This window comes from Stenotrophomonas sp. 71799_Sma (assembly GCF_056482505.1).
In genome coordinates, this window is record NZ_CM151202.1 from 1,345,704 (window position 1) to 1,366,509 (window position 20,806).

General features: G+C 66.9%; 22 protein-coding genes. 17 read left to right on the forward strand and 5 right to left on the reverse strand.

Annotated elements, in window-relative coordinates:
• The first annotated feature begins 62 nt into the window (after positions 1–62).
• Complete coding sequence (locus ACZK4Z_RS06225; RefSeq protein ID WP_253143370.1) at positions 63–527, forward strand: YbjP/YqhG family protein; 465 nt, start codon at positions 63–65, stop codon at positions 525–527.
• Between the two features lie 90 nt (positions 528–617).
• Here ACZK4Z_RS06225 and ACZK4Z_RS06230 read toward each other — a convergent pair whose 3' ends face one another.
• Positions 618–1,412 carry a cytochrome C assembly family protein gene (locus ACZK4Z_RS06230; RefSeq protein WP_012510433.1) on the reverse strand — a complete coding sequence of 265 codons (795 nt, stop codon included), beginning with the start codon at positions 1,410–1,412 and terminating at the stop codon, positions 618–620.
• Between the two features lie 122 nt (positions 1,413–1,534).
• Between ACZK4Z_RS06230 and ffh the strand changes: the two genes are divergently transcribed.
• The 11 genes from ffh (at position 1,535) to ACZK4Z_RS06285 (ending at position 9,398) form a co-directional block, all read left to right on the forward strand.
• Positions 1,535–2,911 carry a signal recognition particle protein gene (gene ffh, locus ACZK4Z_RS06235; protein ID WP_005408591.1) on the forward strand — a complete coding sequence of 459 codons (1,377 nt, stop codon included), beginning with the start codon at positions 1,535–1,537 and terminating at the stop codon, positions 2,909–2,911.
• 146 nt (positions 2,912–3,057) lie between these two features.
• Positions 3,058–4,134, forward strand: a complete 1,077-nt coding sequence (locus ACZK4Z_RS06240; RefSeq protein ID WP_478451235.1) for an NAD(P)H-dependent flavin oxidoreductase — start codon at positions 3,058–3,060, stop codon at positions 4,132–4,134.
• Positions 4,131–4,913: an aminotransferase class IV family protein gene (locus ACZK4Z_RS06245; RefSeq protein ID WP_478451237.1), complete on the forward strand. Its 783-nt coding sequence runs from the start codon at positions 4,131–4,133 to the stop codon at positions 4,911–4,913. Before ACZK4Z_RS06240 ends, ACZK4Z_RS06245 begins: the two co-directional genes overlap by 4 nt.
• A 128-nt stretch (positions 4,914–5,041) precedes the next feature.
• Entirely contained in the window at positions 5,042–5,644 is a 603-nt protein-coding gene (locus tag ACZK4Z_RS06250) for a suppressor of fused domain protein (protein WP_478451239.1), read from the forward strand.
• Positions 5,645–5,831: 187 nt separating this feature from the next.
• Positions 5,832–6,092, forward strand: coding sequence for a 30S ribosomal protein S16 (rpsP, locus tag ACZK4Z_RS06255; protein ID WP_005415733.1), 261 nt, complete (start codon positions 5,832–5,834; stop codon positions 6,090–6,092).
• A 44-nt stretch (positions 6,093–6,136) separates the two neighbouring features.
• The gene (gene rimM, locus ACZK4Z_RS06260; protein WP_005408595.1) at positions 6,137–6,649 is read left to right on the forward strand and encodes a ribosome maturation factor RimM; all 513 of its coding nucleotides are present in this window, start codon (positions 6,137–6,139) and stop codon (positions 6,647–6,649) included.
• Positions 6,650–6,657: 8 nt separating this feature from the next.
• Complete coding sequence (gene trmD / locus ACZK4Z_RS06265) at positions 6,658–7,416, forward strand: tRNA (guanosine(37)-N1)-methyltransferase TrmD (RefSeq protein ID WP_049424477.1); 759 nt, start codon at positions 6,658–6,660, stop codon at positions 7,414–7,416.
• A gap of 154 nt (positions 7,417–7,570) precedes the next feature.
• Positions 7,571–7,972 carry a 50S ribosomal protein L19 gene (gene rplS / locus ACZK4Z_RS06270; protein ID WP_005408597.1) on the forward strand — a complete coding sequence of 134 codons (402 nt, stop codon included), beginning with the start codon at positions 7,571–7,573 and terminating at the stop codon, positions 7,970–7,972.
• An 82-nt stretch (positions 7,973–8,054) separates the two neighbouring features.
• Positions 8,055–8,435 carry a DUF6404 family protein gene (locus ACZK4Z_RS06275; protein ID WP_032127554.1) on the forward strand — a complete coding sequence of 127 codons (381 nt, stop codon included), beginning with the start codon at positions 8,055–8,057 and terminating at the stop codon, positions 8,433–8,435.
• Positions 8,436–8,514: 79 nt separating this feature from the next.
• On the forward strand, positions 8,515–8,949 hold the full coding sequence (locus tag ACZK4Z_RS06280) for a DUF1801 domain-containing protein (RefSeq protein ID WP_125894519.1): 435 nt from the start codon (positions 8,515–8,517) through the stop codon (positions 8,947–8,949).
• Positions 8,950–8,987: 38 nt separating this feature from the next.
• Entirely contained in the window at positions 8,988–9,398 is a 411-nt protein-coding gene (locus tag ACZK4Z_RS06285; RefSeq protein WP_125894517.1) for a DUF1801 domain-containing protein, read from the forward strand.
• Between the two features lie 116 nt (positions 9,399–9,514).
• Here ACZK4Z_RS06285 and ACZK4Z_RS06290 read toward each other — a convergent pair whose 3' ends face one another.
• The gene (locus ACZK4Z_RS06290) at positions 9,515–10,975 is read right to left on the reverse strand and encodes an MATE family efflux transporter (protein WP_125894515.1); all 1,461 of its coding nucleotides are present in this window, start codon (positions 10,973–10,975) and stop codon (positions 9,515–9,517) included.
• 62 nt (positions 10,976–11,037) lie between these two features.
• Between ACZK4Z_RS06290 and ACZK4Z_RS06295 the strand changes: the two genes are divergently transcribed.
• The 3 genes from ACZK4Z_RS06295 to ACZK4Z_RS06305 all read left to right on the forward strand — a co-directional run bounded on the left by ACZK4Z_RS06295 (position 11,038) and on the right by ACZK4Z_RS06305 (position 12,995).
• The gene (locus ACZK4Z_RS06295; RefSeq protein ID WP_125894513.1) at positions 11,038–11,277 is read left to right on the forward strand and encodes a hypothetical protein; all 240 of its coding nucleotides are present in this window, start codon (positions 11,038–11,040) and stop codon (positions 11,275–11,277) included.
• A gap of 9 nt (positions 11,278–11,286) precedes the next feature.
• Positions 11,287–11,694, forward strand: coding sequence for an RNA-binding S4 domain-containing protein (locus ACZK4Z_RS06300; protein ID WP_005408603.1), 408 nt, complete (start codon positions 11,287–11,289; stop codon positions 11,692–11,694).
• A 113-nt stretch (positions 11,695–11,807) separates the two neighbouring features.
• Complete coding sequence (locus tag ACZK4Z_RS06305; protein ID WP_032127549.1) at positions 11,808–12,995, forward strand: glycoside hydrolase family 5 protein; 1,188 nt, start codon at positions 11,808–11,810, stop codon at positions 12,993–12,995.
• A 72-nt stretch (positions 12,996–13,067) separates the two neighbouring features.
• Here ACZK4Z_RS06305 and ACZK4Z_RS06310 read toward each other — a convergent pair whose 3' ends face one another.
• From ACZK4Z_RS06310 to mutS, 3 genes are all read right to left on the reverse strand, one after another.
• Complete coding sequence (locus tag ACZK4Z_RS06310; protein ID WP_049424483.1) at positions 13,068–13,670, reverse strand: DUF937 domain-containing protein; 603 nt, start codon at positions 13,668–13,670, stop codon at positions 13,068–13,070.
• 108 nt (positions 13,671–13,778) lie between these two features.
• The gene (locus ACZK4Z_RS06315) at positions 13,779–15,422 is read right to left on the reverse strand and encodes a catalase (RefSeq protein ID WP_049399631.1); all 1,644 of its coding nucleotides are present in this window, start codon (positions 15,420–15,422) and stop codon (positions 13,779–13,781) included.
• 195 nt (positions 15,423–15,617) lie between these two features.
• Positions 15,618–18,173, reverse strand: a complete 2,556-nt coding sequence (gene mutS, locus ACZK4Z_RS06320) for a DNA mismatch repair protein MutS (RefSeq protein ID WP_478451536.1) — start codon at positions 18,171–18,173, stop codon at positions 15,618–15,620.
• Between the two features lie 355 nt (positions 18,174–18,528).
• Between mutS and ACZK4Z_RS06325 the strand changes: the two genes are divergently transcribed.
• Together ACZK4Z_RS06325 and ACZK4Z_RS06330 are read left to right on the forward strand one after the other, a co-directional pair.
• Positions 18,529–19,791 carry an O-antigen ligase family protein gene (locus ACZK4Z_RS06325; RefSeq protein ID WP_293793456.1) on the forward strand — a complete coding sequence of 421 codons (1,263 nt, stop codon included), beginning with the start codon at positions 18,529–18,531 and terminating at the stop codon, positions 19,789–19,791.
• Positions 19,791–20,783, forward strand: coding sequence for a glycosyltransferase (locus tag ACZK4Z_RS06330; RefSeq protein ID WP_049462355.1), 993 nt, complete (start codon positions 19,791–19,793; stop codon positions 20,781–20,783). Before ACZK4Z_RS06325 ends, ACZK4Z_RS06330 begins: the two co-directional genes overlap by 1 nt.
• Positions 20,784–20,806 lie beyond the last annotated feature (23 nt).

The following is a 20,806-nucleotide window of genomic DNA, read 5'->3' on the forward strand; positions in this document are numbered from 1 at the left end:
CGGCAGCGCCGGGATATCCTGTGTTGCCGGCCAGCGGCCGGCACTACCTCAAGGAGAAATACATGCGGAAGACAGGGATGTTCATGATCGCCGGGCTGCTGCTGGCCCCCGCCGTGCAGGCCGCACCGGCCTGCCAGGAACCAGTGGCTGTCGCCCGTGCCTTCTACGAGGCAACCACCGGCAATGGCGATCTGCTGGAACCGCCGCCGGCGCTGGTCAGCCCGGCCTTCGGCAAGGCCCTGCGTGGCGAGCGCGCCTGCCAGACGCGCGAGGAAGGCATCTGCACCGTCGATTCGGACCCGTGGCTGGATGCGCAGGATGGCGACATCGAGAGTCCGGTGCGCTACATCTGGAAAGAGGCCTCGGCGACGTCCGGCCAGGTCGAGATGCGCTATTCGGTATGGAACACGGCCTACGTGACCCGGCTGCCGATGGTGCGCCAGGGCCAGGGTTGCTGGCAGGTGGACGACATCCTCACCAACAGCGGTCGCTCGGTACGGAAGATCCTGGCCCAGCCGCTGCCTTGACCGTCTGCGGCATCCACGCAGGGTGCGGTCCTGTTGCCGGCCAGCGGCCGGCACTACCGGGGTGGGTGCCGACCGTTGGCCGGCACACCGCTATCGCGAATGCCCGAACACCAGTTCGATCGCGAACTGGCTGCCGAAGAAGGCCAGCAGCAGCAACAGCATCGCTGCCAGCGTCCAGTGCACCGCCTTCATGCCGCGCCAGCCGTAGCGGCGACGGCCGATCAGCAGCACGCCGAACACGATCCACGACAGCACGCTCAGCACGGTCTTGTGCACCAGCTTCTGCGCCAGCAGGTCGTCGACGAACAGCACACCGGTGACCAGGGTCAGGGTCAGCAGCGCGAAGCCGACGGTGATCACCCGGAACAGCAGCGATTCCAGGTCGGCCAGCGGCGGCAGGGCGCGCAGCCACGGGCGGAACTCGCGGCGGCGCAGGGCGCGTTCCTGCAGCCACAGCATGATCGCCAGCAGCGCGGCGATGCTCAGCGTGGCGTAGGCCAGCAGCGCCAGCCAGGCGTGGCTGGCCAGGCGCCAGCCCAGCACCTTGCTCGGTTCGTGGCCGTAGCCGTGGTAAGCCAGCAGCAGTACCGCGGCCAGCGGGAACACCACCACGCCCAGTGCCGACATGCGCCCGCGCGCACCGACCAGCGAGGTCAGCCAGGCCATGCCCAGGCCGACCAGCGACAGTGCGGCGAAGAAGTGCATGTCCGGCCCGCCGTTGGTGCGCATGGCCACCATCACGTGGTAGCCGCCGTGCAGCAGCATCGCCGGCAGGGCGGGCCACAGCCAGGCGGGGGAGCCGGTGCTTTCATCGCGGCCAAGCGCACGCACCAGCAGGGCGCTGGCGGCCAGGTAGAGCAGGGCGGCGATGAGAACGATTAACATCGTTGCAGTTTCGCATACCCCCGTGATGCTGGCGACGGCCCCGTGGTCGCAGTCCGGAGAGGGGAGCGGACCCGTTATACTGTCTGCCTTATTGTCCCCCGTTTTCAGACAGGTCGTACCGCATGTTCGAGTCCCTGACCCAGCGCCTTTCCGGCACCATCGAGCGCCTGCGTGGCCGCGGCCGCCTGACCGAGGAGAACATCCGCGAGGCCACCCGTGAGGTCCGCATCGCGCTGCTCGAAGCCGACGTTGCGCTGCCGGTGGTGCAGGCCCTGATCGAACGCATCAAGGTGCGGGCGGTCGGCCAGGAAGTGCTGAAGTCGCTGACCCCGGGCCAGGCCCTGATCAAGGTCGTGCGCGACGAGCTGACCGCGGTGATGGGCGCCGAAGCCAGCGACCTGAACCTCAATGTGCCCGCTCCGGCCATCATCCTGATGGCGGGCCTGCAGGGCGCCGGCAAGACCACCACGGTGGGCAAGCTGGCCAAGCACCTGAAGGAAAAGCGCAAGAAGAAGGTGATGGTGGTCTCGGCCGACGTCTACCGTCCGGCCGCGATCGAGCAGCTGAAGACCCTGGCCGAGCAGGTCGGCGTGCTGTTCTTCCCGTCCAGCGCCGACCAGAAGCCGGAAGCCATCGTCCGCGCCGCCATCGACGATGCACGCAAGTCGTTCGTCGACGTGCTGCTGGTCGATACCGCCGGCCGCCTGGCCATCGACGAAGCAATGATGGCCGAGATCAAGGCCCTGCACGCGGCGGTGAATCCGGCCGAAACCCTGTTCGTGGTCGACGCCATGACCGGCCAGGACGCGGCCAACACCGCCAAGGCCTTCGGCGACGCCCTGCCGCTGACCGGCGTGGTGCTGACCAAGACCGACGGTGACGCCCGTGGCGGTGCCGCGCTGAGCGTGCGCTACATCACCGGCAAGCCGATCAAGTTCGTCGGTGTCAGCGAGAAGCCGGAAGGCCTGGACGTGTTCCACCCGGACCGTATCGCCAGCCGCATCCTCGACATGGGCGACGTGCTGTCGCTGGTCGAGCAGGTCGAGCAGCAGGTTGACAAGGACAAGGCGGCCAAGCTGGCCGAGAAGGTCGCCAAGGGCAAGAAGTTCGACCTGAACGACATGCGTGACCAGCTGGAGCAGATGCAGAACATGGGCGGCATCGGCGGCCTGATGGACAAGCTGCCGGGCCTGGGCAACATCCCCGACCATCTGAAGCAGCAGGTCAGCCAGGGCAAGGAAGTGCCGCGCATGATCGCCATCATCAGCTCGATGACCAAGAAGGAACGGCGCAACCCGAACCTGCTCAACGGCTCGCGCCGCGCGCGCATCGCCAAGGGCTCGGGCGTGACCCCGGCCGACGTCAACAAGCTGATGAAGCAGTACATGCAGATGGAAAAGATGATGAGCAAGATGGCCGGCGGCGGCATGAAGGGCATGTTGCGCAGCATGAAGGGCATGATGGGCGCCATGGGCGGCCGCGGCATGCCGTTCCGTTGATGCGTTGAACACCGGCTTTTTTTGTAGAGTCGAGCCATGCTCGACTGCTTTTCTGTCGGTGCCCCGGTCGAGGTAGAGTCGAGCAAGCTCGACTCTACCCCCGTCCTGCGCGCACCATGGGGGCCTGTCCGAAACGATGGGCCGTCATGCAGAGTTCCGCTGTATCTTCCCGCGTCGAGGCGTTCTGCCGGCGCTTTGGCGTTTCCGTTCCGATCCTGCTGGCCCCGATGGCCGGCGCCTGCCCGGTGCCGTTGTCGGCTGCGCTGGCCAATGCCGGCAGCATGGGGGCGATGGGCGCGGTGCTGTCGTCATCGGCCGATATCGGCCACTGGATGGATGACTTCCGCGCTGCCTCGACGGGCCCCGCACAGGTGAACCTATGGGTGCCGGACCCGGCACCGACCCGTGATGTCGCCGCTGAAGCCGCCAGCCGCGCCTTCCTCGCGCAGTGGGGTCCGGACGTGCCGGCCAGCGCCGCCGATGCCACGCCCGCCGACTTCGAAGAACAGTTCGCCGCACTGCTGGCGGCGCGCCCGGCGGTGGCCTCGACCATCATGGGCGTGCTGCTGCCGCGCCACGTACAGCAGTTGAAGGATGCCGGCATTGCCTGGATCGCCTGTGCGACCACCTTGTCCGAAGCGCGTGCGGCACAGGACGCCGGTGCCGACGCGGTGGTCGCACAGGGCGTGGAGGCCGGTGGCCATCGCGGTGCGTTCGATCCGGCGATGGCCGAGCGCCAGCTGGTCGGCCTGTTTGCGTTGTTGCCACGCCTGGCCGATCACCTGCAGATTCCGGTGATCGCCGCCGGCGGTATCGCCGACGGCCGTGGCATTGCTGCCGCACTCACCTTGGGGGCCAGCGCCGTGCAGATCGGCACTGCCTTCCTGCGCACGCCCGAAGCGGCGATCGCTTCGGCGTGGGCCGATGGATTGGCGGCCAGCGAACCCGAAGATACCTGGCCGACCCGCGCCTTCAGCGGCCGCCTGGGGCGTGGCCTGGCGACCCCCTATGTGCGCGCCGCCGCTGCAGAAGGCGCACCGGCGCCACGCCCGTACCCGGTGCAGCGTGGCCTGACCGCGCCGATGCGCAAGCAGGCCGTGCAGGAAAACCGGCTGGCCGCGATGCAGGCCTGGGCCGGGCAGTCGGCGTGGATGGCGCCAGCACAACCGGCCGCCGACGTGCTGCGCGGCATGTGGAGCCAAGCGCAGGCGCTGTTGCGATGACCGTGACCTGCAACGGCCAACCGGCGCAGGTGGAGGATCTGCTGCCTGCGCTGGTCAACTACGGCCACTTCACCTCGCTGCAGGTGCGCGGTCACGCCGTGCAGGGACTGGACCTGCATCTGGCGCGGCTGTCGCAGGCCACGCGCGAACTGTTCGGCAGCGAACTGGACGCGGCGCAGGTGCGGGGCTGGATGGCGCAGGCGCTGCAGCAGGCCGGCCTGGCCGATGCCTCGCTGCGGGTGACGGTGTACTCGCGCCGCTTCGATTTCCGCAATCCGCTGGCGGCCGTACCGGTGGACGTGCTGGTGGCGGTGTCCGCGCCGGTGGCGCTGACCGCACCAAAGCGGGTGCGCAGCGTGGTGTGGCAGCGCGAGCTGCCGCAGATCAAGCACGTCGGTACGTTTGGACTGTTTGCCGAGCGCCGTGCGGCGATGGCGGAAGGGTTCGACGATGTGCTGTTCGTGACCGCCGATGGCGACGTGAGCGAAGGCAGCACCTGGAACCTGGCCGTTCACGATGGTGAGCGCCTGCTCTGGCCGCAGGCACCGGCCCTGCGCGGTACTGCCGAGACGTTGTTGAAGCAGCATTGGCCGGGGGTACAGCTGACGCGGCCGTTGGCACTGGCTGAACTGGATAGCGTGAAGGCCGCTTTTGCGTGCAATGCCAGTGGCTTGTGGGCGCTGGAAGCTATCGACGGGCATGTCCTGCCCGGCTCGCAGGCGCTGGCTGAACAGGGCAGGGCGGTGCTGGCGGGCGTGCCGTGGCAGCCGCTTTCCTGAACGAGGCGCGCGGGCTGCCGGTCCTTCGGCATGACGCGGCGCTACCTTGAAGCGTTGTAGCGGGCAGCGCCGGGCCATGCCCGGCGGATGCTTCCGCAGCGAACAACACTCAGGAGTTCCAATCAGATATGGGCACGGTCACCGAGCAGCATCGCGCGGTAGCGATGCACGCAATCAAGATCATGGGCGGTGAGGGGCGGCCCATGGTCCAGGCCTTTCACGATGATCATCGCCAGCGTTCGGTCGATATCCTCACGACGTTCAGCTCTCCGGAAACAGGGCTGAAGTCCATCTCCTCCATCGGCCTGTCGGATTTTGTTCTACGTCATGCGGAGGGTCACGAACTGGAAACCCGCGTCGAGCTGTGCGCGTGTGCAGAACAGGACGCGCTGCATTGGGACAACGTCGCCGCCTCGACGGCTTTCGCGATCATGCGTGATCGTACGGCGGTGCGGCCTGGTAGCGTGATTCCGGACATCCTGCAGGACTACTTCCCATCGACCCGGATGCCGCACGTCTATCTGGTGCCGCCCTTCTTCTGGAATGACGCCAGGTTCCCGGGACTGCAGTTCCCGCCGGTGGCAATCAACTGGCTGCAGTGCATCGCCATCCACGAATCCGAGCGACAACTTGTCGAGCGGATTGGCAGCGAAGCATTTGATGACCTGCTGCAGCAGCAGGAGATGGACGTGCTGGACTTGCATCGGGAGCCTGTCACTGGAGCACTCTGACGTTATTGCCTTGGGGACGTCGGCGGGGTCAGCTGGAGATTCATCACGTTGCTGAACGAATGCCGCCGGGCATGGCCCGGCGCTACCGTGAAGGTAGGCCATCCTTGGGGTTGGCTCGGCCGGGCTCTGCCGCTATAATCGCCCGCTTACCTCGCCATCCTGGCGACTGGGCAATAGGAAAAACACCATGGTCAAGATTCGACTGACCCGCGGCGGCGCCAAGAAGCGTCCGTTCTACCACATCATCGTCACCGACGTGCGCAGCGCGCGCGACGGCCGCAACATCGAGCGCGTTGGCTTCTACAACCCGGTCGCCCAGGGCGCCGAGAAGCGCATCGAGCTGGACCTGGCCCGCGTTGACCATTGGGTCAAGAACGGCGCCCAGCCGACCGACAAGGTCCGCAACCTGATCAAGGAAGCGACCAAGTCCCAGGCCGCTGCGGCCTGATCCTGACGGGCCACGCTTCGGCGTGGCCCTCTTGGTTGAAGCAGATGAAAGATATCGAGCGCCGCATCCTGCTGGGCAGGGTTGTCGGCGCTTTTGGTGTGCGCGGCGAGATCAAGCTCGAGTCCTGGACCGAGCCACGTTCCGCCATTTTCCGTTACCAGCCGTGGATCGTGCGCAGCCCGTCCGGCGTGGAAACCACGATTGAAGGTGTGCGTGGCCGCGACAGTGGCAAGCACCTGGTCGCCCGGTTCCCCGGCGTCGAGGACCGCGATACCGTCGAAGCGATGCGCGGCACCGAGATCTACGTGGCCCGCAGTGCCCTGCCACCGCCGAAGCCCGATGAGTATTACTGGGTGGACCTGGAAGGCCTGGACGTGAAGACCACCGAGGGCGTTGCCCTGGGCCAGGTCTCGCACCTGTTCAGCACCGGCGCCAACGACGTGGTGGTGGTCCGGGGTGACCGCGAGCGGATGATCCCGTTCGTGCAGCCGGACTTCGTCAAGTCGGTCGATTTCGAGGCCAACCTGGTCGTGGTCGACTGGGATCCCGAGTTCTGAGTGTGAGCATGCGTTTCGACGTCATCACCCTGTTCCCCGAGTTCCTCGCCCAGTCCGCTGGACTGGGCGTGGTCGGGCGCGCGCAGGAGAAGGGCCTGTTCAGCCTGCATGGCTGGAATCCCCGTGATTACGCCGAAGGCAACTACCGCCGGGTGGACGACCGTCCGTTCGGTGGTGGCCCGGGCATGGTGATGCTGATCGAGCCGCTGCAGGCCTGCCTGCAGGCGATCCGTGATGCTGATCCGACCCCGACGCGGGTGATCTACCTCAGCCCGCAGGGGGCGCCGTTGACCCAGGCCAAGGTGCGGGAACTGGCGGCACTGCCGCGCATGGTCCTGCTCTGTGGCCGCTACGAAGGCATCGACGAGCGTTTCCTGGAGGCCAATGTCGACGAGGAGATTTCCCTCGGCGACTACGTGCTGTCCGGTGGCGAGCTGGGCGCGGCGGTGATCATCGACGCCGTGGCCCGCCTGCAGGACGGTGCCCTGAACGACGCGGAATCGGCGGCGCAGGACAGCTTCGAGGGCGACCTCGGCCTGCTCGACTGCCCGCATTACAGCCAGCCGGCCCAGCACCCGCTGGGTGATGTGCCGGACGTGCTGCGCTCGGGCAACCACGCGGCCATCGCGGCCTGGCGCCGCCAGCAGTCGCTGGTCCGTACCGCCCAGCGGCGCCCGGACCTGCTGGATGAACAGGCGCTGGGCAAGGCCGACCGCAAGCTGCTGGAGCAGGGCCGTCAGGCCCAGAAACACAAGGCCAGCCCCTAGCGCAGGGCTGGCGTTATCGGCTATCATGGCCAATTCCCGTCGGCCCCGGCCGGCGCGCGCAGTACCCAAAACAAACGTGCAGCACAGTCCGGTGACTGCATGAGCCTACGTTGTCGATACGACACGCCCACCCGAACAAGAATCGGTGTAACCCATGAGCAAGCTGAACAAGTCCATCGTCGCGGAATTCGAATCCGCCCAGATCACCCGTGAACTGCCGAAGTTCAGCCAGGGCGACACCGTTGTCGTCAACGTGAAGGTGAAGGAAGGCAGCCGCGAGCGCGTGCAGGCCTACGAAGGCGTTGTCATCGCCACCAAGAACGCCGGCCTGAACTCCTCGTTCACCGTCCGCAAGATCTCGCACGGCTACGGCGTCGAGCGCGTTTTCCAGACCCACAGCGCCATCATCGACTCGGTCGAAGTGAAGCGTCGTGGTAAGGTCCGCGCCGGCAAGCTGTACTACCTGCGTGGCCTGGAAGGCAAGGCTGCCCGCATCAAGGAAGACCTGGCTGCCGCTGCTGCCGCCAAGGCTGCCCGTCTGGCCGAAAAGGCCTGATAAACAACTTCGGTTGTTGCCGCGACGGCCACCTTCGGGTGGCCGTTTGCGTTTCCGGTATCGCATCGGCCACGATCAGGTGATGAACGACATCAACCCGCGCTACCCCGCCGTGATCCAGTCGGCGCTGCGCTTCCTCGACGGAAAAGGGCTGGCGCGCGTGCAGTCGGCACCGCTGCTGCATCGCCTTCTGTGGCGCATGGGCATCGCACTGCCACCGCCGATCCTGGCCGGCTTCGGCACCAATGCGCTGGTGCAGGGCCTGCTGTTCGGGCTGTTCTGGACCGCGCTGATGTGGCTGATGCTGTGGCAGGGCAGTGAACGCCCGCTGGCCCTGCTGCTGGCGGCCGGCCTGGTGGCCGGTGCGCTGTTCGGCGTGGTGATGGCGGCCTTGATGCGCTCGCTGCGCCGCCACCGCAAGCTGCCGGACTGGCAGCAGTTCCGGGCGCGGCAAGCGGACTGAGCCGATGGCGCACTGCGCCGTGACCGTTGGGGACAGGCCGCGCTAGGCTGCGGTTTCATCCCGATGGACGTGCCGTGCGATGCCTGCCAAGCGAACCGCACCTTCCACCGCGCCCGCGCTGTTGTCAGGCGGCAACCCGCAGATCGCCAAGGGCGAAGGCGATGCGCCGGTGCAGGCCTATATCGCGGCGATGCCGGACTGGAAGCGGCCGATCGGAGCACAGCTGGACGCGCTGATCGAACAGGCTGTACCCGGTGTGCACAAGGCAGTGAAGTGGAATTCGCCGATGTATGCGGTTGCGCCGGGCGAAGGCTGGTTTCTCAGCTTCCACTGCTTCACCCGCTACATCAAGGTGGCGTTCTTCCGCGGCGCTGCGCTGAAGCCGGTGCCGCCCGAGCCGTCCAGGAGTGCCGATACGCGCTACCTGCACATCCAGCAGGAGGGTGCGTTGGATGAGGCGCAGTTCCTCGACTGGGTGCGCCAGGCCGCGGCATTGCCCGGCGAGCGCATGTAAGTGCATCGTTCCGATCTCCCTGCCGACGAGAACCGCTGATGGCCACGCATGCACCGAACCCTGCCGATGCCGGAACCCCGGCCGCTGAACTGATCGATGCACGCATCGCCGAGCTGGGCGACTGGCGTGGCGAGGCGCTGGCACGCGTGCGTGCCTTGATCCACGAGGCGCTGCCGGACGTGCAGGAAACCTGGAAGTGGCGCGGTACACCGGTGTGGGAGCACAACGGCATCCTGTGCACCGGCGAAACCTACAAACAGGCGGTGAAGCTGACCTTTGCCAACGGTGCGGCGTTGGCCGATCCGAAGGGTCTGTTCAACGCCAGCCTGGACGGCAACACGCGACGTGCGATCGACATCCATGAAGGCGCGATGCCGGATGCCGCCGCGTTGAAGGCACTGCTGCGCGCGGCGGCCACGTTCAACGTTGCCAAAAAGAAGAAACGGTAGAGCCGGCCGCTGGTCGGCTGTTGCGCGATGCTTCCGGAGGAGTTTGAGGTTGCCGGCCAGCGGCCGGCAGTACCGCGCATTGAACGGCCCATGAGGTTGCCGGCCAGCGGCCGGCACTACCGCAGTGGCGCGGTATCCGGGTCGGCCACCGGCGACGGCGGGCAGGCCGGAATCTCCGACGGCGTGGCCAGTTCCTCGGCGTGCGAGGGCTTGCCCATCATCTTCGCCTTGCGCCAGCCGCCCCAGCGGTAATAGGCCAGCGACAGCAGCATCGACACCAGCGAGCTGACCGGGAAGCTCCACCAGATCGCATCGGCGCCCCAGTACGGCTGCAGCAGTTCGGCGAACGGCACGCGTACGCCCCACAGCGAACCGGCCAGGATCAGCAGCGGCGGAATCACTGCGCCGGTGGAGCGAACCACGCCGGAGATCACGAAGCTGACGCCGAAGAACAGGAACGAGCCGATCACCACGTGGTTGAGGTGGCGGGCGATGTCCAGCGCCTGGCTGGCCGGTGGCAGGAACAGTGCCAGCAGCTGGCGATCGAACACCACCAGCGGCAGGATCAGCGCGCCGGTCAACAGGAAGTTGAACAGCACGCCCTGGCGCGCGGTGCCGCGCACGCGATCCCAGCGCTGCGCACCGACGTTCTGTGCCGCCATCGAAGAACACGCCGCACCGATCGCCATCGCCGGCATCTGCAGGTAGTTCCACAGCTGCAGGGCAGCGCCGTAACCGGCGCCGGTGTCGGTGCCGTACTGGTTGACCATGGTCATCAGCAGGATCACCGACAGCGAGATCAGCACCATCTGCAGGCCCATCGGCACGCCCTTGATGACCAGCGCCTTGAGGATGGTCAGGTCGAGCTTGAACAGGCGCATGTCGGCGCGGCCCAGCCACAGGGTGTGGCGCTTGTGCCGCATGTACAGCAGCAGGCCGGCCAGCGACAGCGTCTGCGCGACCAGCGTGGCCCAGGCCGAACCGGCAATGCCCAGCGCCGGGAACGGCCCCATGCCGAAGATCAGCACCGGGTTCAGCACGATGTCCAGCGCCACCGACACCATCAGGAAACGGAACGGCGTGCGTGAATCACCGGCACCGCGCAGCGCGGCGGTGAGGAAGGCGAACGCGTACAGCGTCGGCATCGCCAGGAAGATGATCTGCAGGTAGGCCTCGGCCAGCGGCAGCGAGGCGGCCGGCGTGCCCATCGCCGCCAGCAGCGGATGGGCCATGAACCAGCCGGCGATGGCGATGATCACCGACAGGCCGATGAAGAAGGTGGCGCTGGTACCGACCACGCGCCGTGCCTGCGCGATGTCGCGCGCACCGATCGCCTGGCCGATCAGGATGGTCGAGGCCATGCCGAAGCCGAACACCGAGCCGATCAGGAAGAACATGATGTTGTTGGCGTTCGCGGTGGCGGTCAGTGCCGCCTCGCCGAGGAAGCGCCCGACCCAGACCGCATTCACCGAACCGTTCAGCGACTGCGCGATGTTGCCGGCCAGGATCGGCAGGGAAAACAACAGGAGATTGCGGCCGATCGGGCCGGAGGTCAGGTCAAGCGGCGCTTTGGCCATGGAGTGGTGATCGAATCCCGGGAGGCGCACACTAGCACCAAGCCGGTTTGCAGGATGTGGCAATGCATCAACGACTGCAGGTGAAGCGAAGGCTGGCGCTGGCCTTGATCGGCGCCGCGCTGGCCGCATGTTCGACAAGTGACCGGCTGGGCGATACCCAGGTGCGGCCAACCGACCGCGCCGAGTGCCTGGTCGGCAGCCAGCGCCAGGATCTTTCCGCCGGCGTTCCCACCCTGATCGGGGGCAGCGGCTGCCGCACCGACCCCGACAACCCGCGTCCCCTGAACAAGCGAACGGAGTAGTCCCTGCCGATGACCGAGCTTTCCCCGCTGTCGCCCAGTGTCCGCCTGGACATCTGGCTGTGGGCGGCCCGTTTCTTCAAGACCCGCAGCCTGGCCAAGCAGGCCATCGAGACCGGCAAGGTCAGCGTGGCCGGGCAGCGCCCGAAGTCCTCGCGCGCGGTGCGCGTGGGTGAGCAGCTGCAGGTCGACCGCGGCGAGGAGCATTTCGAGATCCAGGTGCTGGGCCTGAGCGACCAGCGCGGGCCGGCGCCAACGGCACAGCAGCTGTACGCCGAGAGCGAGGCTTCGAAGGCGCGCCGTGCCGAACAGCGTGCACTGCGCATTGCCGCACGCGATGGTTTCCAGCCGCCGGAACACAAGCCGGACAAGCGCGCGCGGCGTTTGATCCGGGCCTTGGGTGACATCGACGCGCTCTAGCGAAATCCTGATTCCAACGGATTGTTCCTATCGCGGTGCGAAACAAGGCGCCGGTCACGGTACGTTCGGATTGCGCTGGGCAGGCTGGTTTTTCACCTATCGAAGGCCTGCCCATGCGTCGTCTGCTGTTATGCCTGTCCCTGCTTGCTGCTGCGCCACTGCACGCTGCCGACATCACCTTCTGGGACGTTCCGCAACGCGGTGGCAACAGCATGAACATGTCGCCTCCGGACCGGAAATACTTCGAGGCGCTGCGTGCGACCGGTGCGACCTGGGTGCGGCTGGTGCCGGACAAGTGGAAGGGGCAGGGCGGTCGTGACTTCCTGATCGGCAACGCCGATGACTATCGCGGACTGGTTCCGGCCGATCTGGCCACGCTGCGGCGGGTGCTGGATGACGCCGATGCGGCCGGACTGAAAGTGGTGCTGACGCCGCTGTCGCTGCCGTTGCTGCGCTGGAAGCAGCACAACGGCGATGTGGTCGACCAGCGCCTGTGGCAGTCCTTCGACAACCATGTGCCGGCCCGTCGCTTCTGGCATGACCTGGCCACGGCGCTGAAGGGTCATCCTGCCTTGGCCGCCTACAACCTCATCAATGAGCCGGTGCCCGAGTACGGTGCAGGCCTGGCCGAGCATGCGTCCACTGAGGCGATGCAGCGGTGGTATGCCGGTGTGCAGGACGGCCCACGCGATCTGCGCCGCTTCTACTCGGAACTGATCGCCAGCATCCGCGAGGTCGACACCGCGATGCCGCTGATGCTGGATGCGGGCTGGTATGCCGCCGCCGACGGTTTCAACTACTGGCCGGCACCGCTGGCGGATTCGAAGCTGCTGTACAGCGTGCACATGTACGAGCCGTATGCAGCAACCAGTGCACCGAACCAGACGCGTGCCAAACCCTGGCGCTATCCGGCGCAGGTGCCGTTCGGTGCAGGCAGCGAGCATTGGGATGCGGCGCGTGTACGCCGTTACCTGCAGCAGCCGATGACGTGGGCCGCCTCGCATGGCGTCGGTGCCAACCGCATGGTGGTGGCCGAATTCGGCTGCATGCGGCGGTGGCCGGACTGCAGCCGCTACCTGCAGGATGTGCTGCAGGTGCTGGAGCAGGACAAGGTGCACTGGGCCTTCTACGCCTTCCGCGAGGATGGCTGGGACGGCATGGACTACGAACTGGGCGACAAGCCGCTGCCGTGGTCGTACTGGCAGGCGCAGGAAAAGGGCGGCCATGTCGAGCCGCCGCGTTCGATGCAGGCGCCCCTGTTCGCACCGATCCTGCAGCGTTTGAAGGCGGGCAACCGGTAAGCCGCCGGGCATGGCCCGGCGCTACCCATGGCGATGCCGGTAGCGCCGGCCCATGTCCGGCCAGGCTTTCCCTCAGCGCTTGCCGCCGAGCAGATTGCCGCCCAGCTTGAGCAGATCGCCCACGCCCAGCTGACCATCACCATCCTGGTCCAGCAGGCTGCCGAGCAGGCCACCGGCAAGACCGCCCTGTTGCTGCACCTGCTGCTTTTCCTGGCCCAGGGCCTGGCTGAGCGAGCCGGCATCGGCCTGGCCGCCGCCGAGACGCTGGGCGAGGAAGGCCATCACGATCGGGGCAAGAATCTGCAGCAGCTGGCTGGTGCGGCCGCTGTCGAGCTGGGTGGCCTGGGCCAGGCCGGTCTCCACCTTCTGCTGGCTGCCGCCGAAGATGTGGCCGAGGATGCCGGCACCGTCGCTGGCGGCACCACCGCCACCACCACCCAGTACCGAGCCGAGCACGCTGCCCAGGTCCAGGCCGCTGTGGTTGTTCTGCAAGGCGCCGAGCAGGGCCTGCGCGCCCTGCGGCTGCGAGGCGTTGTTGCCCAGCGCGCCCATCAGCACCGGCAGCGCGGCACTGATCGCGCCGGAAGCCTGGGTATCGCTGATGCCGAGCTGCTGCGACACCTGCTGCAGCGGGGCGCCCTGCAATTTGGCGAGAAGTTCATCGGTCAGGCTCATCTGCGGAATCCTTGATTGGGGTTGGGCGTGCAGAAGGTACGACGCGGACCGTTAAAACGGCGACGCCGCCTCACTGGGAGGCGGCGTGCCGTACACGGGGCAGGGCGATCAGAGCTCGATGTCTTCGGCGCCCGGGGTGGCGGTGGGGAAGTCCGCTTCCGGCTGCGCCGGCTTGAACGGATCCGACGGCTGGCTGGCCAGCGCCTTCAGCGCCGCGGCAACACCGGCACCGTAGGCCGGGTCGGCCTTGCTGCAGTTGTCGATGTGACGCTGCTTGATGAAGTCCGGCGCATCGCCCAGGGCACGGGCGGTGTTGGCGAACAGGCGGTCCTTCTGTGCCTGGTTGTAGCTGCGGAACAGCGCACCGGGCTGGCTGAAATAGTCGGCGTCGTCCTCGCGGAAATTCCAGAAGTCGGCGTCGCCGCGGATCTTCATCGGCGGCTCGCGGTACTGCGGCTGCTCCTGCCACTGGCCGTAGCTGTTCGGCTCGTAGTGCGGCAGGCCGCCGTAGTTGCCGTCCACGCGCATCGCACCGTCGCGGTGGTTGCTGTGTACCGGGCAGCGCGCTGCGTTCACCGGAATCTGGTGATGGTTCACGCCCAGGCGGTAGCGCTGCGCATCGGAATAGGCGAACAGGCGCGCCTGCAGCATCTTGTCCGGCGACGGGCCGATGCCCGGCACCAGGTTGCTCGGTGCGAACGCCGACTGCTCCACGTCCTGGTACCAGTTGACCGGGTTGCGGTTCAGTTCGAACTGGCCCACTTCGATCAGCGGGTAGTCGCTCTTCGGCCACACCTTGGTCAGGTCGAACGGATGCACGCGGTAGGTTTCCGCGTCCAGCTCCGGCATGACCTGGATGAACAGCTTCCACTTCGGGAAGTCGCCCTTCTCGATCGCGGCGAACAGGTCGCGGCCGTGGCTTTCGCGGTCATGGCCGACCAGGATCTGCGCTTGCGCGTCGGTCAGCGATTCGATGCCCTGCTGGCTGACGAAGTGGAACTTCACCCAGAAGCGTTCGCTGTCGGCGTTGGTGAAGCTGTAGGTGTGCGAGCCGAAACCGTGCATGTGGCGGAAGCTGCGCGGAATGCCGCGGTCGCTCATCACCACGGTCACCTGCAACAGGGCTTCGGGCAGCAGCGTCCAGAAGTCCCAGTTGTTGCGCGCGCTGCGCAGGTTGGTATGCGGGTCGCGCTTGACCGCCTTGTTGAGGTCGGCGAACTTGCGCGGGTCGCGCAGGAAGAACACCGGCGTGTTGTTGCCGACCAGGTCCCAGTTGCCTTCTTCGGTGTAGAACTTCAGCGCGAAGCCGCGGATGTCACGCTCGGCGTCGGCGGCGCCACGCTCGCCGGCCACCGTGGTGAAGCGGGCGAACATCTCGGTCTGCTTGCCGACCTTCTCGAACAGCTTGGCGCGGGTGTACTTGCTGATGTCGTGGGTGACGGTGAAGGTGCCGAACGCGCCCGAGCCCTTGGCATGCATGCGGCGCTCGGGAATGATCTCGCGGTTGAGGTTGGCCAGCTTTTCCAGCAGCCACACGTCTTCCATCAGCAGCGGGCCACGCGGGCCGGCGGTCTTGCTGTTCTGGTTGTCCACCACCGGTGCGCCGAAGGCCGTGGTCATCGGCGTGACCGGATCATCGCCGTGCTTCTGCTTGGGCGTGGTGCTGAGCTCGCGCTGCTGCTCGGCGCCCTGCTCCGGCGACGGGGCGGTGTGATACGGGCACTTGGCGTTGTTGTTGTCGGACTGGCTCATCGGCTGGCTCCTGGTGGCGGTGAAGACGTGGGAGAAACATCTTCACTCGACCTTAGCTATGGCCAGATGAAATGAATAATCGAATGATCCGTTCAGATTGATAGGCTCTGTCAATTGAAACGCAGAATCGGATTTGAACAGTCTTTCAACAGGCCTCCCGCAAGGCGAGCGGGAGGCCATGGGCGTGCGCTGCGGCTACAGCAGTGCCTTCAACCGGTACAGGGCTTCCAGCGCCTGCTTCGGCGTCAGTTCGTCCGGGTCGATCGCGGCCAGCGCGTCCTGCGCCTTGCTCGACGGTGCTGCGAACAGGCCGAACTGCTGCGGCGCATCCAACGCCTGCGGCGCCAACTCGGCGGCATGGCTTTCACCACCGCGCTGTTCCAGCTCGGCCAGGCGACGCCGTGCCTGTGCCACGGTGGCGCGCGGCAGGCCGGCCAGTGCCGCCACCTGCAGGCCGAAGCTGCGGTTCGCCGGGCCATCCTTTACCGCGTGCATGAACACCAGCGCCTCACCGTGCTCGACGGCATCCAGGTGCACGTTGGCGATGCCGCTGCGGCCACCCTCGTGCTGCTCGTCGGCCAGCGCGGTCAGCTCGAAGTAGTGGGTGGCGAACAGCGTGTAGCAGCGGTTCTGGTAGGCCAGGTGACGGGCCACCGCGTCGGCCAGTGCCAGGCCATCGTAGGTGGACGTGCCACGGCCGATCTCGTCCATCAGCACCAGCGAATGGGCGGTGGCGTGATGCAGGATGTAGCTGGTTTCGGCCATCTCGACCATGAAGGTCGACTGCCCGCGGGCAAGGTCGTCACCGGCGCCGATGCGGGTCAGGATGCGGTCGATCGGGCCGATCAGCGCACGGCTGGCCGGCACGAAGCTGCCGATGTGGGCCAGCAGTACGATCAGCGCGTTCTGCCGCATGTAGGTCGATTTACCGCCCATGTTCGGGCCGGTGATGACCAGCATGCGACGGTCCGGATGCAGATCCAGATCATTGGGTTCGAACGGCTGCTCGCGCACCGCCTCGACCACCGGGTGGCGGCCACGCTCGATCTTCAGGCACGGCTCGGCCTGCAGCTCCGGGCGCGCCCAGTCCAGCGCCTGCGCGCGTTCGGCGAAGGCCGCCAGTACGTCCAGTTCGCTCAGCGCGGCGGCGCATTGCTTCAGCGGTTCCAGTTGGCCGCCGAGGGTGTCCAGCAGCTGCTCGTACAGGTACTTCTCGCGCGACAGCGAGCGGTCACGCGCGGACAGCACCTTGCCTTCGAACGCCTTCAGTTCTTCGGTGATGTAGCGCTCGGCATTGGTCAGCGTCTGGCGGCGGGTGTAGTGCACCGGCGCGCGGTCGGACTGGCCCTTGCTGATCTCGATGTAGTAGCCGTGCACGCGGTTGTAGCCCACCTTCAGGGTGGGAATGCCGCTGCTTTCGCGCTCGCGCTGTTCCAGGTCGACCAGGAACTGGTCGGCGTGGGTGGACAGGCGGCGCAGCTCGTCCAGCTCTTCATCGAAGCCATCGGCCAGCACGCCGCCATCGCTCAGCTTCAGCGGCGGCATTTCGGCGATGGCGCTGGCCAGCAGCTGCGCGCACTCGTCGTGTTCGCCCAGCGCGGCGTGCAGCGTCTGCAGGCGCGGCGAATCCAGTGGTGCCAGCACCTCGCGCACCGCAGGCAGCAGGCCCAGGCCGTCGCGCAGGGTGGAGAAATCGCGCGGCCGCGCCGAACGCAGCGCGACGCGGGTGAGAATGCGTTCCAGGTCACCGAGGCGGCGGAACTGCTCGCGGATGTCCGCATCGCTGCCGCGATCGATCAGGGTTTCCACCGCATGGTGGCGCTGTACGAGCACCTCGCGCAGGCGCAGCGGGCGGTGCAGCCAGCGCCGCAGCAGGCGCCCCCCCATCGGCGTAACCGTGCTGTCGAGCACACCCAGCAGCGTATTGCGGGTGTCGCCATCAACACGCGTATCCAGTTCCAGATGGCGGCGGGTAGCGGCGTTCATCGCGATCGCCTCGCCGGCGGTTTCCATCGCGATCGAGGTCAGGTGCGGCAGGCGCTGCTTCTGGGTTTCCTCGACATAGCCAAGCAGGGCACCGGCCGCAGCGGTGGCGCGCGGCTTGTCGTCGATGCCGAAGCCGCTCAGGTCATGCAGCTTGAAGAAATTCAGCAGCTGGCGGCGGCCGCTGTCGGCATCGAACAGCCACGGCGCGCGGCGACGTACGCCGGTGCGCTGGCGCAGGAACTCCGGCCAGTTCTCTTCATCGGGCACCAGCAGCTCGGCCGGTTCCAGCCGTGCCAGTTCGGCTTCCAGCGCGTCGTCGGTTTCCACCTCGTTGACCAGGAAGCGGCCGCCGGCCAGGTCGGCCCAGGCCAGGCCGTAGCCCTGCTTGCTGCGCGACAGGGCCATCAGCAGGGTGTCGCGGCGTTCATCCAGCAGCGCCTCGTCGGTGACCGTGCCGGGGGTGACGATGCGCACCACCTTGCGCTCGACCAGGCCCTTGGCCAGCGCCGGGTCGCCGATCTGCTCGCAGATCGCCACCGACTCGCCCAGCGCCACCAGCCGTGCCAGGTAGCCTTCATAGGCATGTACCGGCACGCCGGCCATCGGGATCGGTGCGCCGCCGGAGCTGCCGCGCTGGGTCAGGGTGATGTCGAGCAGGCGCGCCGCCTTGCGGGCGTCGTCATAGAACAGTTCGTAGAAGTCACCCATGCGGAAGAACAGCAGCAGGTCCGGGTAATCGGACTTGGCCGCGAAGAACTGCTTCATCAGCGGGGTGTGTTCCTTGGACGCCTTGGCGTTGCTGGTGTTGTCTTTTGTATCAGTCACTTGGGGCGTTTCGCGTCTTGGCAGGGCGTCGGGGCGTGGCTACGCGCAGGCATGGCCGGAGAGGACATTAGTGTAGCGACCTGGGGCGGTCGATGATCCGCGGCACCCGCGCTGGGCCCGGGGGCTGTCCGTGTGCCAACGCCTGCGCCCCTGCGCCGGCACTTTGGTTGATTTCCCCAGGGGCCCACGGTAGTGTCAGCCCCGGCGATTTCCGCCAAGCGGCCTCCATGGAAACCGGGGCGACTTATCCCCCGGGCGGGCGTTGATGGAAAGAACAAGCATGACTGCAGCCTGCATGGCCGCCGAACCTCGTTACACCTGGCGTACCGTCCTGCTGAGCATCCTGGTCGCCATCGTTCCGCTTGCCGGCTCCGCACCCTACACCTTGCTGAAGGCGGTGCTGCTGCTGGCCCTGCTGGTCACCGGCGTGGTTCTGATCCGCCGCCAGCCCGATGTCCGCCTGCGCTACCGCATCGCCCGGTTCATCGTGATCGTCTGCTTCCTGCGCCTGGCCTATGCCTTCTACAGCATCCTCTGGCACGGGCTGCGCTGGAACGAGCTGGATCTGCCGGCGCAGACACTGCTCTACCTGGGTACCGCTGCCGTGTTCGCCACTGCGCTGGACTGGCGCCTGATCTGGAAGATCTTCGCCGTGTCCACCCTGGTCTTCGGCGGGTCGTGCATCGTGCAGCACCACGTGATGGGCCTTGAACGCGCGCACGGTTTCAGTGGCGGCGAATGGACGGCCATCGAGTTCACCATGGTGACGCTGTGCATGGCGTTGTTCTCGGTCATCCGGTTGATCCAGCCCAATGTGCATCCGGCCGAACGCTGGCTGCACGGCGTGGCCATCGCCGTCGGCGTCTACGGTTCGATCCTGGCGCAGAGCCGCGGACCGATCCTGGCGTTCATTCCCGCCATGCTGATGGTGATTGCGGTGCACGTCCGGCGCACCCGGCGCTGGCGGGGGGCACTGGTCTTCGTCGGTGCCCTGGTCATTGGCGTGGTCGGTGCCACCTCGGTGCTGAACCATGAGGTGATCCAGCGCTTCGGTGAGGTCAGTGGCGAGATCTCCGGTTTCAACCAGGAAAACGAGGTCGGCTCGGTCCGTGAGCGCATCGCCATGTGGGGCGTGGCGGTCGACGCCTTCGCCGAGCATCCCGTGGCGGGGGTGGGCCTGAACCAGTTCGGTACCTATGCACGTGAGGGCATCGCCCGCGGCGAGGTGTCCGAGTCGATCTTCCGCTACAACCACCCGCACAACGAGTACCTGGAAGCGGCGGTGACCGGTGGCGTGCCGTTGCTGCTGATCATGCTGCTGGTCTTCATCCTGCCCGGCATTCATTTCGTGCGGCGCCTCGGCCACGCCGACGACATCACCGCGATGATCGCCACCGCCGGACTTGCCGTGGTCATCGTCTATGCGCTGTCGGCGTTCACGGACAACGTGTTCTACCGGGCGATGCCCCATTCGTTCTATTTCTACCTGGTGCTGGGCTTCATGCTGGCGACCGCCTTGCCTGCGCGCGACCTGCGCCGGCCAGGGAGTCCCTCCTGATGGCGCATATCCACCTGCTGGCCGCCGACAACCAGCGTGGCCTGTCCCATGACATCCAGGTGATCGAGCGCTCGTTGCAGCAGCTCGGGCACACGGTGACGGTCAGCCGTCTGGACGCGGTGCGCAATGGGGGGGCCTGGAAGCTCCGCGGGATGCGCCTGCGCAGGCTGCTGGCCTCGTGGCTGAGCCTGGGGCGCACGCCGGCCCGGTTCGACATCAACATCTCGCTGGAGCATGTCCGGCCGGCAAGCTTCGGACTGGCCGAGGTCAATCTGTTGATTCCGAATCCGGAATGGGTGTCCGCACGCAGCCTGCGGATCCTGCCGCGGTTCGATGCGTTGTTGACCAAGACCGAAGACGCCACGCGCATCTTCAACGCACTGGGCATGCGCGCGCTGGAAGTCGGTTTCTGCAGCCGTGACCGCTACGACCCGGCGGTGCCGCGCAGGCCGCGCACTTTCCTGCATGCGGCCGGTACCAGCCGCATGAAGGGGACGGCAACGCTGGTCGAGGTCTGGAAGCGCCATCCGGAGTGGCCCTTGCTGACCATCCTGCGCGGCGGCCCTTCGGACGAAGATGAGGGCGGGGCCGCGAACCTGCGGATCGTCCGCGAGCGGCTGCCCGACCAGGAGGTGCAGCGCCTGCAGAACGAACATGCGTTCCACCTGTGCCTGTCGCAGACCGAAGGCTGGGGCCATTACCTGGTGGAAGCGATGAGCTGCGGGGCGGTGGTGATCACCTGCGATGGCGCGCCGATGAACCAGATGATCGACGACAGCCGCGGCATCCTGGTTGACGCGCACGAGGGCGAGCCCTGTCATCTGTCCAGGACCTGGCATGTGGATGAGAAGGCGCTGGAACAGGCCGTCGAGCGTGCGCTGGCGATGGATGAGGCCGAGTGGACCCGGCTGGGCGCCAATGCACGCGCATGGCACCTGGCCAGCGAAGTGGCGTTCCCACGCCGGCTGGGCGAGGCCCTGGCCAAGCTTTGAGTTGATGCGGCTGGTTGCTGCAG

Bases quoted from the DNA above. Each gene is read 5' to 3' on its own strand.
- ACZK4Z_RS06310 (WP_049424483.1), bottom strand. From the start codon at position 13,670: ATGAGCCTGACCGATGAACTTCTCGCCAAATTGCAGGGCGCCCCGCTG.
- ACZK4Z_RS06245 (WP_478451237.1), top strand. From the start codon at position 4,131: ATGACCGTGACCTGCAACGGCCAACCGGCGCAGGTGGAGGATCTGCTG.
- rimM (WP_005408595.1), top strand. From the start codon at position 6,137: ATGAAAGATATCGAGCGCCGCATCCTGCTGGGCAGGGTTGTCGGCGCT.
- rplS (WP_005408597.1), top strand. From the start codon at position 7,571: ATGAGCAAGCTGAACAAGTCCATCGTCGCGGAATTCGAATCCGCCCAG.
- ACZK4Z_RS06240 (WP_478451235.1), top strand. From the start codon at position 3,058: ATGCAGAGTTCCGCTGTATCTTCCCGCGTCGAGGCGTTCTGCCGGCGC.
- ACZK4Z_RS06285 (WP_125894517.1), top strand. From the start codon at position 8,988: ATGGCCACGCATGCACCGAACCCTGCCGATGCCGGAACCCCGGCCGCT.
- ACZK4Z_RS06275 (WP_032127554.1), top strand. From the start codon at position 8,055: ATGAACGACATCAACCCGCGCTACCCCGCCGTGATCCAGTCGGCGCTG.
- trmD (WP_049424477.1), top strand. From the start codon at position 6,658: ATGCGTTTCGACGTCATCACCCTGTTCCCCGAGTTCCTCGCCCAGTCC.
- ACZK4Z_RS06295 (WP_125894513.1), top strand. From the start codon at position 11,038: ATGCATCAACGACTGCAGGTGAAGCGAAGGCTGGCGCTGGCCTTGATC.
- mutS (WP_478451536.1), bottom strand. From the start codon at position 18,173: ATGAAGCAGTTCTTCGCGGCCAAGTCCGATTACCCGGACCTGCTGCTG.
- ACZK4Z_RS06225 (WP_253143370.1), top strand. From the start codon at position 63: ATGCGGAAGACAGGGATGTTCATGATCGCCGGGCTGCTGCTGGCCCCC.
- ACZK4Z_RS06305 (WP_032127549.1), top strand. From the start codon at position 11,808: ATGCGTCGTCTGCTGTTATGCCTGTCCCTGCTTGCTGCTGCGCCACTG.
- ACZK4Z_RS06230 (WP_012510433.1), bottom strand. From the start codon at position 1,412: ATGTTAATCGTTCTCATCGCCGCCCTGCTCTACCTGGCCGCCAGCGCC.
- ACZK4Z_RS06300 (WP_005408603.1), top strand. From the start codon at position 11,287: ATGACCGAGCTTTCCCCGCTGTCGCCCAGTGTCCGCCTGGACATCTGG.
- ACZK4Z_RS06330 (WP_049462355.1), top strand. From the start codon at position 19,791: ATGGCGCATATCCACCTGCTGGCCGCCGACAACCAGCGTGGCCTGTCC.
- rpsP (WP_005415733.1), top strand. From the start codon at position 5,832: ATGGTCAAGATTCGACTGACCCGCGGCGGCGCCAAGAAGCGTCCGTTC.
- ACZK4Z_RS06325 (WP_293793456.1), top strand. From the start codon at position 18,529: ATGGCCGCCGAACCTCGTTACACCTGGCGTACCGTCCTGCTGAGCATC.
- ACZK4Z_RS06315 (WP_049399631.1), bottom strand. From the start codon at position 15,422: ATGAGCCAGTCCGACAACAACAACGCCAAGTGCCCGTATCACACCGCC.
- ACZK4Z_RS06280 (WP_125894519.1), top strand. From the start codon at position 8,515: ATGCCTGCCAAGCGAACCGCACCTTCCACCGCGCCCGCGCTGTTGTCA.
- ACZK4Z_RS06290 (WP_125894515.1), bottom strand. From the start codon at position 10,975: ATGGCCAAAGCGCCGCTTGACCTGACCTCCGGCCCGATCGGCCGCAAT.
- ACZK4Z_RS06250 (WP_478451239.1), top strand. From the start codon at position 5,042: ATGGGCACGGTCACCGAGCAGCATCGCGCGGTAGCGATGCACGCAATC.
- ffh (WP_005408591.1), top strand. From the start codon at position 1,535: ATGTTCGAGTCCCTGACCCAGCGCCTTTCCGGCACCATCGAGCGCCTG.